The 12,435-nt window shown below is 47.3% G+C and carries 13 protein-coding genes and 1 rRNA gene; 10 read left to right on the top strand and 4 right to left on the bottom strand.

The features are described 5' to 3' along the window. The 3 genes from CRO74_RS10850 to CRO74_RS10840 form a co-directional block, all read left to right on the top strand. Positions 1-101, top strand: a 23S ribosomal RNA gene (locus CRO74_RS10850); the annotation flags it as partial. Between the two features lie 124 nt (positions 102-225). Further along, positions 226-1,401 (top strand): MFS transporter, encoded by a 1,176-nt coding sequence (locus CRO74_RS10845; protein ID WP_097125950.1) that lies wholly within the window; start codon positions 226-228, stop codon positions 1,399-1,401. A 95-nt stretch (positions 1,402-1,496) separates the two neighbouring features. After that, positions 1,497-1,766 carry a hypothetical protein gene (locus CRO74_RS10840; RefSeq protein WP_097125949.1) on the top strand — a complete coding sequence of 90 codons (270 nt, stop codon included), beginning with the start codon at positions 1,497-1,499 and terminating at the stop codon, positions 1,764-1,766. A 32-nt stretch (positions 1,767-1,798) separates the two neighbouring features. Here the strand turns inward: CRO74_RS10840 and CRO74_RS10835 are convergent, their stop codons facing one another. Next, on the bottom strand, positions 1,799-2,434 hold the full coding sequence (locus CRO74_RS10835; RefSeq protein WP_097125948.1) for an HAD hydrolase-like protein: 636 nt from the start codon (positions 2,432-2,434) through the stop codon (positions 1,799-1,801). A 173-nt stretch (positions 2,435-2,607) separates the two neighbouring features. On the opposite strand from CRO74_RS10835, the gene CRO74_RS10830 reads away from it, so the two are divergent. From CRO74_RS10830 to CRO74_RS10805, 7 genes are all read left to right on the top strand, one after another. Further along, entirely contained in the window at positions 2,608-2,949 is a 342-nt protein-coding gene (locus CRO74_RS10830) for an HPF/RaiA family ribosome-associated protein (protein ID WP_097125947.1), read from the top strand. A gap of 170 nt (positions 2,950-3,119) precedes the next feature. Beyond that, positions 3,120-3,938: a hypothetical protein gene (locus tag CRO74_RS31945; protein ID WP_245877807.1), complete on the top strand. Its 819-nt coding sequence runs from the start codon at positions 3,120-3,122 to the stop codon at positions 3,936-3,938. Continuing rightward, entirely contained in the window at positions 3,932-4,480 is a 549-nt protein-coding gene (locus CRO74_RS31940; protein ID WP_245877806.1) for a hypothetical protein, read from the top strand. The genes CRO74_RS31945 and CRO74_RS31940 overlap by 7 nt, the downstream gene beginning before the upstream one ends. 1,046 nt (positions 4,481-5,526) lie before the next feature. Beyond that, positions 5,527-5,976, top strand: coding sequence for a response regulator (locus CRO74_RS10820; protein WP_097125946.1), 450 nt, complete (start codon positions 5,527-5,529; stop codon positions 5,974-5,976). A 374-nt stretch (positions 5,977-6,350) separates the two neighbouring features. Next, positions 6,351-6,776: a LytTR family DNA-binding domain-containing protein gene (locus CRO74_RS10815; protein ID WP_097125945.1), complete on the top strand. Its 426-nt coding sequence runs from the start codon at positions 6,351-6,353 to the stop codon at positions 6,774-6,776. 307 nt (positions 6,777-7,083) lie between these two features. Beyond that, entirely contained in the window at positions 7,084-7,329 is a 246-nt protein-coding gene (locus CRO74_RS10810; protein WP_097125944.1) for a hypothetical protein, read from the top strand. Between the two features lie 51 nt (positions 7,330-7,380). Further along, positions 7,381-7,779, top strand: coding sequence for a response regulator (locus tag CRO74_RS10805; RefSeq protein WP_097125943.1), 399 nt, complete (start codon positions 7,381-7,383; stop codon positions 7,777-7,779). Between the two features lie 82 nt (positions 7,780-7,861). On the opposite strand, the gene CRO74_RS10800 is transcribed toward CRO74_RS10805, so the two are convergent. From CRO74_RS10800 to CRO74_RS10790, 3 genes are all read right to left on the bottom strand, one after another. Then, positions 7,862-8,284, bottom strand: a complete 423-nt coding sequence (locus CRO74_RS10800) for a response regulator (protein ID WP_097125942.1) — start codon at positions 8,282-8,284, stop codon at positions 7,862-7,864. A gap of 250 nt (positions 8,285-8,534) precedes the next feature. Continuing rightward, the gene (locus CRO74_RS10795) at positions 8,535-8,795 is read right to left on the bottom strand and encodes a hypothetical protein (protein ID WP_097125941.1); all 261 of its coding nucleotides are present in this window, start codon (positions 8,793-8,795) and stop codon (positions 8,535-8,537) included. 255 nt (positions 8,796-9,050) lie between these two features. Beyond that, positions 9,051-12,410, bottom strand: a complete 3,360-nt coding sequence (locus CRO74_RS10790; protein WP_097125940.1) for a UTP--glucose-1-phosphate uridylyltransferase — start codon at positions 12,408-12,410, stop codon at positions 9,051-9,053. Between the last annotated feature and the right edge of the window lie 25 nt (positions 12,411-12,435).

Raw genomic sequence — 12,435 nt, 5'->3', positions numbered from 1 at the left:
GTATAAAGGGGTGTTGTAGACGACGACGTTGATAGGCGGCAGGTGGAGGTGGTGAGAGCCATAAAGCCGAGCCGTACTAATGGCCCCGGAAGCGTATACAGTAATTGATATCTACTTTCTTGCTCAATTGGGACAAGACATAACTAATATCCAAAAGCCATCCCTGTTGGGGTGGCTTTTATTGTTTTGTAGGGGCGAATAATCAACCTTCCCTATTTTTGCCTGATGAATAGTAAAACCTTAACACCCGCCCATATTGCCATTATGGCTGTATCGGCAGGTGTATGTGTCGCCAATATCTATTACAATCAACCCATTTTGCCCCATCTCGCCCGTACGTTTCAGGCTAGTGAAAACGAGGTTGGTCGGGTCGCCGTACTGGCTCAGGCCGGGTATGGTGTGGGACTCTTTTTCCTGACGCCCCTCGGCGATAAATTAAACCGGAAACGGCTGATGCTGTTTTTGCAGGTTCTGCTCGTCATTGCGCTGGGATGTATGGCGATGGCCACTAGTTTGTTGCTGGTGAACATCATGAGCTTTTTTATTGGCCTTTTCGCCGTTTCGGTTCAAATCATCGTGCCCATGGCGGCTAGTCTGGCGAAAGAAAACCGGGGGCGGGTTGTAGGTATTATCTTCACCGGGATTCTGGTTGGGGTATTGTTTGCCCGTGTTTTTAGCGGCTTTATCGCCGAGTGGTTCGGCTGGCGGTATGTGTATGGTATCTCGGCGGGGATGGTTGGCGTTGTAGCCCTTGCGCTTCAGCTTTCGTTACCCAATGTATCATCGGCATTTACGGGCACTTATGGACAGTTACTTTCGTCGACGCTGGCGCAGATTGGCCGCTTTCCACTTCTCCGTAACACGGCTTTACTGGGTGCGCTGGTGTTTGGTACATTCTGTTCTTTCTGGACAACCCTCACGTTTCACCTGAGCGGTCCACCTTTTCAGTACCAGACGGGAACCATTGGTTTATTTGGCCTACTAGCTATCGGAGCTGCCCTGTTAGCACCCGTGTTTGGTAAACAGGCCGACAAAGGGAATGCACTGAAAATACGCCTGTTTATGGCATCCCTTCTAATTTTAAGTGTTTTGATCGTTAAAGTTTTCCCTCTGTCCGCTAGCGCTTTTATTCTTACCGTTCTTTTACTGGATCTAGGCGCACAATCTATTCAGGTGACTAACACCGCGCTTATTTACACATTAGATAGCACCGCACATAGCCGCATCAACACGGTATATATGACGTCTTATTTTATAGGGGGAGCGATCGGAACTTTTGTGGGTATCCAAGCCTGGGCCTGGGGAGGTTGGAACATGGTGACCTGGCAATTGCTGCTCTGGAGCAGTTTGGCCATGTTTGTTCTACTAATCGGTTCCAGATTAAAAACGGCTACAGCTTAAGCTTCCGGGTCTAACTTTTCAGCTCAATTCGGGTTCTTTGTAGAAATAATGTCTCATTGAATCCGATGCTGTGACGGAATCCAGCCAATTTTCTCATGAATGATCAATACGCCTTATCCACCGTTGCCGGTAAACTCATCGAACGCTGGAAAACTGTAATGACCGAAGGCCAGAAAGCGAAGGATGCCCAGAATGAACTGGTTGTAAACATCTATCAGCAGGAAAGGCAATTTCTGGAAAAGCTCATCGATGAGGTCAATCAAACGTTACCAACGCCGTTGGCGGAATGGGAAGCCTACAAGGAAAGACCCGCCCCCGATATTCTCTTTAGCCCTGACTCTACCTTTGTGCAGCACCGGTTCTGAGAGCGGGTCGATGCCAGGTATAAGGTGTTTCGCTAATGGTTGCCAAGTACCGCTGCCAGAATGTCTTCAAGGGAGTCGAACAGGATAATATCCGGTTGAACTTTGAGCGCGTTAACGTGGGTGTACCCCCAGGATACTGCGCCAATGCCCGCGTTGACTTTTCTGGCTGCGTCAATGTCCCGGATTTCGTCGCCAATACAAAGGGTTTCGCTGGGGCTGACACCCTGTCTGGCCATTACTTTTCTGAATTTACGCTGCTTGCCAAACAGGGCCGTCCCACAAGCGTAGTGCTGGATGAGGGCTGCATTGTCGGGACCTAATACCTGACGGATGTTGGCTTCCGAGTTCGAACTAACGATGGCTAACTGAATACCCTGTACAGTCAATTGGTTTAATAAAGCAGGCACACCAGCAAACAGTTGTATCTGATCAATATCCCGAGCCATCAGTTGAATAAACGAACGGGCAATGAATGGGATTTTCCAGGCGGGTAGTTTGGCGAGTTTCATCATTTGCCGCGCGTCGAGTGCCCGCAATTGATCAACGTGGTCGGGTTCTACCTGCTTGAAATTATAACGTATCGCCAGCGTGTTGACCGTACGCAAAAAGTAAGGAAACGAGTCGGCGAGGGTACCGTCGAAGTCGAAGATGACCAATTTATAAGGCATTGTGGTCGATTGAGTCTTTACTGATCTAAGAAAAGCTTGAAAAAAGTGCATATCGCTTGGGTATTGCCTGACGATCGGACCGCATCCTCATTATCTGGTTTCAAGACCAATGACCACCTTGTTGGAACGTATTATTTTCAAGTTAATACGGTAACCAATTAATACCAACGTTTATGAGTGATCAAAAAGGATTGGACGATGTACGTCTGTCAATAAATGCGGTTAATATTACCGTCGATGATGCATTTCGGGATCGAATAGCCCAGGCACTGGTAAAACTTCGACGCTATTATAGTGGAGACCTGATTACGGCCGAAGTATTCCTGCGCATAGAAGCGCATGGTGGACCAAACGATAAATCGCTGCGCATCATCTACGGCGTACCGGGCACCGGAGCTTTTGCCGAAGAAGAGGGTGATAACTGGGATACGATGCTCCATACCGTAGTTGGTAAATTAAAACACCAGCTTGAGCGAAAGTTCACTAACTCGCAAAACAGCTATCGGCAACATTAGAAACAGCCCGAATCGTAAGACCAAGAGGGTTAGCACTGATGAGCCGTCAGTAAGGATGACGAGCCGAAATAACATGAGTCATCCCGAATTTTAGGGAGTTGACAAAAAGGAACCTCCTTTCTTAGCTTTGAGCATCACCACAACGCCAAAGCCAGAAAGGAGGTCTTTTTATGTCAACGACATGCTCACAAAAAAAAGATATTTCGACCCCAAAGTCAACAGCGACTACCTTTTTACGAACCAAAGCTCAGCATTATCTCCAGCCACTTGAAGCCAAGCTGCTGGCCCAGATTGACAAACGGCTGGTGGCGACCTTCGCCACCCTATTTACCAGCATCCTGCTGTTCCGAAATAGTAAGATGGGGCTCTTATTGAGCGAGTTAGGAACCTATATCGCGGGCTATGCCCATGCCCCGGCGGGAACCAAGCGACTCAGTAATCTGCTACGGTCGAAAAAATGGGATGCTTCGCTGATCGATGATTTCTTCTTCAAGCGCACTCTGGAGCGCATTACCCAATTGCAAGAAGCCCAAAAACGACCCTTACTGCTCTGGGATGATAGCCGGATCGAAAAGCCCGAAAGTTGGTTTGTCGAGGGGCTCTGTTCGGTGGAGAGTAGCAAAGGCAAACGCCTGACCAAGATCAAAAAGGGCTTTTTCAAGCCGCCCACGGCCCGCATCTGCGTACCCGGTTTTCACTGGACGGCTCTCCTGCTGAGTGCGCTGGGCGAAGTGCCCAGCGTGTGTCAGATGAGTTGGTGGACCACCCGGGGTAAGTACAAAGAGGTGGGGACCAACCTCATGTTCCGGATGCTGAAAAAGCTACAGGCCTGCCTGGATCAACCGCTCCTGCATGTATTGGATCGGGGGTATGCCAGTGCCTGGACGATAGAGTGGATGTTGCACTTTAAGCAGGACTTTCTGCTACATGGAAGAAAAACCACCTGCTGGTTCACGCCCAAAAAGGCACCAAACAAACCCACTTGTTAGCCCGCAGTTGCAAGGCCCAGAGTCACAAGCTTCTTCGGGATAACCAACGGAAGCTGACCAAACCCGTCAGCGTGGGTTGGCTGGCCGTGCATCATCCTGAGTTTGCTCATCAGGCGTTGTTTTTAGTAGTCGTTCGGGATAAGAGAGGTCTTCAGCCACCGATGTATCTACTAACCTCAGTAGCCATCAAAACGGTCAAGGATGCCTGGGCAATGGCCCATAGTTACATGCATCGCTGCGGTTCCCCGCCGGGACAAATCGAGCAGGCTTTCCGGGCGGGGAAAGCTGAACTGGGCATGGAGTCGCCCCGACTCTGGCTATGGGAAACTCGCCTAAAACTACTGGGGGTAGTCGCCTTAGTGTACGATTTTTTATTGACCTTACTGCGAAACTGGTCTGGTTGGATACCCTTTTTTCTCAAACGCTGGGTACCCAGAACCGGCAATCGGCACCGAACTGCTTCAGTGCCGATTTATCGGTTACGGGTAGCTATCTCGAATGCCTTGATGGTAGTCTTTGCCATCACTCAAAATTCGGGATGACTCATGGTTAAACATACTTAATGCAACCTCCAGTGTCAGTTATGCTGAACGGTGCCAACGGTTAACGTCCCGGTTCGAACTAAGCCCGTTGTGCAAATTGTGTAAATTTTTCCTTCCGTCATCGTACGTGTTGTAAGGGTGGCGGAGGGTACAGTCAGTTCGGACGGAACGTAAGGTTGCGTGTAAAACCTGAACCGTGTACACACACATCGGCGGGTACGCTACTGTACCGTAAGGCCATACCCGAAACAGAACGGTAATCCCGGCGCGGAAAAACGGCTGCTCCCTGATTGGTAGTACCCGATGCGGGGGGGTAACAATGTCATTTGCGCCCAGAACAGCCCTAATTGACCAGAAGCTACGGAGGCATCTTCGGTTGCTGATTTAGCATTGCAGTAGGGGCCTTTTATCAAATTTTCGGCCGCGTAACCGAAGACACTGAACCAAGCAACAGATTTTTTCCTTCGTTGCGGGCCACTATATCCGGCAGATAAAGCTTGGTCAGATGCACCAGCGACGCTGAATTGATCTGAATGAGGTCAAGTTTTTTCCCCGGATTGCTCTGATTCGCAACGCTATTAGCATTGCGCCCATATCGTTAAGCGTATAATTTTTAATTCCACGTTGCATTGGAGTGTTCGTTGGTTGATTGATCTGCTTTCTTCTTCGCTTGCTGGTTTAGAAATTCAGGAAGTTAGGGCATCAACACGGGGCAGTCTAGCGAGTCTTTATTGATATGAGCTAAATAAGGGTAAAGGGTCCATATTCTCATTTTTTGTTCTTTTACTTCACATAATGGAGTAGTTTGGAAGTAATTTCAATGTTTCGTCCAATATTCTCTAAACAATGCTATAAAGTACGTGTTCTTTATAGGGCCAGATCTATATGTGTACTAATGAGCCTAATCTAGCCTGATCGCTTGGGTAGTCTGTAAACGGATTTTCCTGAGCGTTTTTGGTACGTTAAGTGTCTGGTAAACACTTCATCTAAATCACACAGTAACCGGTGAGTCAGGCAGACTACTGGTTGCGTATTCATCTTAACCCATGCCCGATGAACAGCGACGAAATCAAAAGTCTTCCTTTCCACTTTTAGTGGCTGTAGCCAATAAAGACCACCAACTGCTCATTCAGTATAGTTTGTTGGCTAGCATGCCTCAGGCACAAGCTGCATTTGCGTCAACGGGCGATGATGCGGTGGCATACCTGGCGGAATCAATTGCAAAAGAGCCGTTTCCCCGATTGGTTCTTCTGGACGTCTACCTGCCCTCCTTACAGGCCGGGTATCAGTTGATAAAGCACGTTAAAAAAACGTATCCCTTTTTACCAATAGTTGCTATCAGCGGAGATTCCGATGCCGGAATCGTTAAACACGCCTACGAATTGGGTGTCCATTCATTTCTTATCAAACCCGTTTACTTAGAGGAGTGGGAACATTATTTTCGGGTATTTAACGCGTATTGGTCAGGGGTGGTAACTCTGCCGCCCAGTGTATGATCCTGGTGGCAGATACAGTTCAACGAAGCCCTTGTCTCATTCGTAATCAAGTAGTTGATATGTGGTCCGGATAGCACCAATAATGAATATATTTTAATGTCTATGGATTTTGTAGTCTAATTTATTCATTAGTAAGGCTTTAAACATAGGTCACTCGCTTTCTGTTAGTATGTACCGACATGCTTTTGGGTCATAAAATATGTCTGACAAACTATTCCCGTTATGAAAAATCTATTGATCATTGCTTTTGGGAGTTTGTTTGTAAGCGCCCTTCGATAGGGTGCTTGTGTATCCTACTTATGATCCGAAGCCGAATCGTGTAGGCTACTAGTTACAACTAGCTGTTTCGTGCAGATGAACTTAACTTTTTATCTATGAGGACTCAACCAAACTTAACCATAACCATTCAAATACCCGGTTACCGACATATCCAGGATGCGCAGCGTATCCGTAGATTACAGGGGAGCGGTAACTACACAATGATTTATTTAAGAGATACAGATAAACCTCTGCTGGTTAGTAAAACTCTGGTATACTTCGCCGATCAGTTACAGGATTTTATCCGGGTTAGTAAATCCAGCCTGATCAACCCCATGGATATTATCAAAGTGACCCGATGGGACGCCAGAAGAATGGAAATTGAATTAAGCGATGGTACGTTATTGCCGGTTGCCCGTCGTCGTAGTGCAGATTTACTGGAGGTGCTTCAGAAACAGGTAGATCGTCGGAAAATTGTGCAGAGAGGTCCATCCTGGAGCATCCAGCTAGTTGCTAACCAGCCTGTCAGACCTTACAAGTAAGCAGTCATTCGTGAAGTTTACCTGCAATAGGTGTTTAAACACTGCTTTGCCTGAACTGGAAGCCAAAACACATTTTTGTTTTTTTTTGAGACAATTTCATACGATCATATTTTATTAAAATAATCTAATGAAAATTGACTTATAATAATAATATAAGCCGTTTAGGCTTCATTTCATTGACTTATTCAGGGCTTTGATAAATGGGCGCAACGATGTTATTTCGATTTGGTATTGGCTCTGTAGATGGTATTATCAAACCACTGGGTCATCAATTCGTTAAATAGATACACCTTAAATCAACAGAGCCATGAAAATGAACACCCATCCCCTGGTAAATTTAGAAGTAAGTCTGGATGAGTTAATAGATGCTTTTAAACAACTCCCCCCAGCTAACGAAGGACAGCAACGTCATTTTTCTGTAAAATTTCCCGTTACCAACGATTATGGCAATGCGAGTGAGCGTCAACTACTTTTTAGCTGGAATGAAGAGTACAATGACTGGGAGTTAAACACAAAAGGTCACGATTTACTGATTACAGCATCTGCCCGATGAAGTTTAAGGGTTACAGCAGCTGGGGAAGTTGTCAATGAAACGGTATAAATTATGGAGAATGCCAAACAAGTGATCATTATTGATGATGACGATGATGACTGTTTATTTTTGGAACAGGGCCTGCAAAATAAAACGTCCAATGTGGTAATCTGTCGTTTTGTATCGGGCGATGAATTTATTAATTCCCGGTTATGGCAAAAAGAAGAACACAGCTATAAACTCATCCTGTTAGAGTTTATCTTGCCCGGAGAAGATGGGTTGGACTGGCTAAAGCTGTTTTTGAAGCATGAATGCTGCCAGAATATACCCGTAGTAATGTATTCTAGTTTAGCGATAGAGCCCCAAACCTGTAAGCAGGCAGGAGCTGCTGATTATATTACCAAACCCTGTGATTTAAACGAACTTGATCAGGTTTCTGAAAAAATATGCCTTAGCTGGTTACTCGATTAAATACCCGGCCATTGTTGCTGTAGGAAGCGGAATTCTGTTACCTAGGCTGCTTCAAGTTTGCGTCGCTGAGAGTCTACCAAGCTTATTTGATGGCTATGGATTTCCCCTCCAACCAGGTCCGCTTTAACTCGATCACAATCTGATTAAGCTGTTTTAACGTAGGGGGTTTGGTAATAAAACCATTTGCCTTTAACTCAGAAGCCATCTGTTGGTCTGCCATTTGATCAGACGTTGTTAAGATGATGACTGGAACGGAGTCGTATCTGGATTCCTGACGGATTGAGCGCAGTGTTTCAAAACCGCCCATAACCGGCATATTCATATCCAACAGAATTAGTGAGGGTAAGACCGATGCATCGGCCATAAACTCCAGTAGCTCTTCGCCACTGGACAGCGGTTTAATTTCACAAGTCGGACAATATTGTTGGAATACCTGTTGCAATAGAAAACGATCATCTTCATCGTCGTCGACATGAAAGATGCAATTACAGGAAATTTGATTCATGCTCAAGTTATGCGGTAGGTGATCGACGTTAAGATGGGTAACGTTGAAACAAGTTATACTGATATAATACAAACCATAGGAATTAATGAGCGATCTACAGAGTAGCCGGAATTACTGCAAGCCCTTCAATCACTCATTAATTCCTGTTAAGACATATTAAAGGATATAACTTTCTTCCATAATAACATTGAGGTAGTAGGATGTACGGGAGAACCGGTCGGCAACTGCACATCAGGATCGGGTTAAATCTTCAGGCAACCGGAAGTAAAATATCTTCCCACTCCTGCCGAAGTTTGTCTAAGGGGCCACTAAAGTAATTTCCATCAAAGGCATTTAATGGTAGACTGATCAGATTCTTGTTGGTGCCAATTATCCGAACATCAATCAATTTCCACCCATGATTCATCAACTCGGTTAACATATCCAAACCAGATTCTAGATTTGGGCCTCCATAGCTACATTCCTGTAGGTCGCCTAAAGAATCAAAATATTTAAAACAGATAATAATCATGTGAATTAAGTTACAGTGAAATAGTAGATGCAAATTCGTATTTCTCAGAGATTTAATTTTACCATCCAATAAATATTTATTACTAGTTTACTTAAAGGTAGTTAATGGTGAAATATGTAACTTTTATAAATCATTGGGAAGGGGCAGATTATCATATGCGCTGTTTTGGTTATTTATAAAGTCGCATAAAAAACATGGCCTAAAGAACAAACAGGTTGTTCTTTAGGCCACCAAACGACGATGGGACCAGTTTGTTTACAATTGCTTCGCAGATTGGCCGGTAGCAAATGTGCAGAGCGAAGCTACATAGTCTTTACTGCCGTCAGTAACCCATGAGTCTAGCTGAGCCGGGTCTTTCATCTGCTGCCCTCGGTATCTGGGAACCGCAATATAGCCGCATTTGACATCGGCTAGTGCCGACATATCGCTCCATAACTTTTCAATCTGTGCCACGGGGTAAATATCTTCCTGACCATGGCCCCAACGATATTTTACATCCTTGATGGTAACATAAGTAGGAATGCGGTGGCCAATACTCCGTACGGCTTTGGCCAGTTGCGCTTCGTCGCCGTTTTGCAGATCAGCACGACTCAAGCCGAATAGCTGAAGCAATGGATCAATCTGAATCCAGGTCGTCATGGTGTTGTAGTAGCTTAGATTCAGCTCGTCGTCTTCACGGGGCTGCGCTAAACCTTCCAGCAGGCGGACATGGCCATTTACCCGGGCAAGTCCACCCCCCCGATCCTCAATCCGACGGGGGACTACCTCGAATGTAAGCGCATTGTCCGATTCGAGGTGATAACCCAGAACGGCGGGGTCTATATTGGCACCGAGGGTATCAATGTTATGGAGCATGATGGTTTCTACCTGTGGATTGTCGGCGAGTAGCTTCGCCAAAGTACCATTCCGTAGCAGGTTCGATACTTCGTACCAGTGACCCAGCGGAGAAAACCGCTGTGCGGCAATGTTATCGACATAATCGGTGCCTTCACCTTTTGCCTTTGCCCAGGCAATCATCGACTGGCGCACGGCATCACGCACCTTCTGCTTGTTTTCATCCAGCGTTTCCTGCGGCATTTCTTCCCACATAAATCGCAAATCGCGTTCCATCGGCACAAAACGCTGCCCAATCGAACGACCCGGCGATAGGAAAGCGGGTCCGTGATAACCAAAGTTGCCCGTCTGCTCCAGCTTTTTTCGAATAGGCTCATGTGTCAGGTAGCTGGTTGCCACAAGGTGCGGAATAGTCGCGTTGTATCGCTCAGCTACTTTTCGGGTTTTGGCCATGTGGATTTCCAGAAAACTCCGGTGCTCCCCGTCCATGTCAACGAACGGATTAATGGCCTTGATCACACCGGCCCCTTTGGTCCAGCGGCTACCAACACCGGCAGCCAGACTCATGATCGCAACCTTACCTGACCTGATGGCCTGTTCACCCGCCTGGGTTGAAGCTGCCAGCGAATCGAACTGCACCAGATCTTCCGGAAGAACGTCCTCAATGGTTGTTTCAGCCGACAGTCGGTTGCGGGCCAGCCCGATGCGGCCTTTCTGAAGTTCTTCCCGAATTTCGCCGTGCTGTATGTAATCGAACCCGTTTTCTTTTTTTATGCGGTCGGCTTTGTCGTTTTCGGCGCTCCGGTTACCCTGTGAGGTGGGATCAGATACTTTAAAAAGATTGCTGACGATGGTGCGCAGTAACGGATAGGCCAGATTATTCTGGTCGCAATAGGTGGTAAAGTAATCTATTTCTGCCCGGCGAACATAGGGAATAGAACTGGGGTCTTTGCGCACCAGTTCCGACACCTGAATACCGTAATACTGTTCCGGCATCAGAGCCTGATTCCCCTCCTGCAGCGTTGCCCAGGTCCCTCTTGAGTTAATGCTCCAGTTGTAGACCACGGGCTCCATGGCAAAGGGGAGGGAGTCTGATAGCTCGTTTTTTGTTTTACGGAGCATCTCCAGCACCTGTAACTTGTACTCTTCATAGCGGTCCGGGTTAACGAACATCCCCATACCCCCGCCAGACATACCCCCCAGCATCAGGAAACCGTAGTAATCTTCACCAATCTGCTGTTTGGCTTTGGCAATGATCTGCTCGGTGAAATACGTAGACGCCCAGGGGATGATCGTTTTGATGGGGAATTCCCAGTTACGGGCGGTATTTTCGCCCAGTTTCCGGATGTCGCCTTCCTTGATGGCCCCCAGGATATTGTCGAAGATTTGGTTCGTTTGCTGACGGGCAGCCCATTCCTTGTCACCCCGGAGGAGATACTTTTCGGTAACCATCTCCAGAATCGGACCAACGTTGGAGGCCATGCCGCCGTGCATCAGCACCAGCGAGTTCATGATTTTCTCCTGAATTTCCGGATGTACTTCGTTGCCTTCCAGCACGCGGTGACGGGGGAGGAGTGTGCCCCGGCTGATACCTGACTCGGGGTCACCTTCCTGCGCAAACGTACCCTGAATGGCTTTGATACCCGGCCAAACGCCCCCGGAATCCTGCCAGCCACCACCAGAGCCACCAATCCATTCGCCCAGAATAGCCCTCGATGCTACCAGACGCCGTTCACTTTCCAGCAAGCCGCCTTCCAGATTTTGTGTTTGTCCGGTTGCGCGCATCAGCAAACTAATGATGGACCCCAATAGGTTTGTGGAAACCGCAAAACGGGAGCCCTTCGGAATGTCGTTTACTTTCGTAACCAGTTCAATGCCCATACCAGGGGCCACGATACGGGTCAGGATTTCGGCCAGCGACTGGTTGGTGCCTTCAAACGAAGGCGGAATCAGGCCAGAGGCAATAACCCCGGCCTTAACCAGACTCAGGTAATCATTGCCAAAATTGAACAGATCGGCAAGGTCGTGGATATCTTTGGTGGTGTTCAGATCAACACTGGTCAGACGCAGCACTGGCTCTGAGATAACCCGCACGTAACAGTGCAGCGGTGGCCGAATGTCTTTGTCGCGGCCAAAGACGCCCAGGTCAATCGAGATATTGATAACCCTGGCTCCTTCGGGGTAGTCCATTCCCAGAAAGAAAATATCGGACCAGCCACTGTGGGTTAAGTCCATCCGTACCGATGTTTGTTCGTGCAGGATTGGGTAGAAAAGCGAGTTTTCCGGCCGTTGCAACAGGTTTGGGTGAATACGGATTGGGTGCTCTGCCTGATGCCCAACCCGAAACATCCACTGATTGCCTTTGCTGGAGCGAACGCTCTTACGAACCTGATCGGCCAGAATCTGGAAAGATAACTGATGATAACTGTCGGCTAACGCACTGAACAACGTGGCATTAGGCCCATGACGGTCCAGATCCTGCAAAAAAGCAACGATGGCCTGTTCAAACCGGCGAGACAACAGATCTTCAAAACCGGCGTAAGGAATTTTGCCGATGGCCGGGGTTGCTTTGTCTTCCATCAGGAAAAAGCGAAAACCGGCATACAGGAAGAGAATTGCCCTGACTTTGTCGTACAGGTTCGGCGTCGATTTTCTGAACTCATCCAGTTCGCGGAGGGCTTTCAGTAAATCTTTGGCAGATAAATTTCGGCTTAACTCAAAAAAGGATCGATTACGGGCAGAGGAATCAGCAGAAGTAATTGTTTCTATAAAAACATTCATGTTGATTGATGCTAGGAAACTAATA

Source organism: Spirosoma fluviale, assembly GCF_900230225.1.
Lineage (GTDB): Bacteria > Bacteroidota > Bacteroidia > Cytophagales > Spirosomataceae > Spirosoma > Spirosoma fluviale.
This window is presented reverse-complemented; position numbering and strand designations above follow the sequence as displayed.

What these genes read in the sequence shown, in the direction of transcription:
- CRO74_RS10815 (WP_097125945.1), top strand. Translation starts at nt 6,351, where the DNA reads ATGAGGACTCAACCAAACTTAACCATAACCATTCAAATACCCGGTTAC.
- CRO74_RS10790 (WP_097125940.1), bottom strand. Translation starts at nt 12,410, where the DNA reads ATGAATGTTTTTATAGAAACAATTACTTCTGCTGATTCCTCTGCCCGT.
- CRO74_RS10835 (WP_097125948.1), bottom strand. Translation starts at nt 2,434, where the DNA reads ATGCCTTATAAATTGGTCATCTTCGACTTCGACGGTACCCTCGCCGAC.
- CRO74_RS31945 (WP_245877807.1), top strand. Translation starts at nt 3,120, where the DNA reads ATGTCAACGACATGCTCACAAAAAAAAGATATTTCGACCCCAAAGTCA.
- CRO74_RS10800 (WP_097125942.1), bottom strand. Translation starts at nt 8,284, where the DNA reads ATGAATCAAATTTCCTGTAATTGCATCTTTCATGTCGACGACGATGAA.
- CRO74_RS10840 (WP_097125949.1), top strand. Translation starts at nt 1,497, where the DNA reads ATGAATGATCAATACGCCTTATCCACCGTTGCCGGTAAACTCATCGAA.
- CRO74_RS10820 (WP_097125946.1), top strand. Translation starts at nt 5,527, where the DNA reads ATGCCCGATGAACAGCGACGAAATCAAAAGTCTTCCTTTCCACTTTTA.
- CRO74_RS10795 (WP_097125941.1), bottom strand. Translation starts at nt 8,795, where the DNA reads ATGATTATTATCTGTTTTAAATATTTTGATTCTTTAGGCGACCTACAG.
- CRO74_RS10845 (WP_097125950.1), top strand. Translation starts at nt 226, where the DNA reads ATGAATAGTAAAACCTTAACACCCGCCCATATTGCCATTATGGCTGTA.
- CRO74_RS10805 (WP_097125943.1), top strand. Translation starts at nt 7,381, where the DNA reads ATGGAGAATGCCAAACAAGTGATCATTATTGATGATGACGATGATGAC.
- CRO74_RS10830 (WP_097125947.1), top strand. Translation starts at nt 2,608, where the DNA reads ATGAGTGATCAAAAAGGATTGGACGATGTACGTCTGTCAATAAATGCG.
- CRO74_RS10810 (WP_097125944.1), top strand. Translation starts at nt 7,084, where the DNA reads ATGAAAATGAACACCCATCCCCTGGTAAATTTAGAAGTAAGTCTGGAT.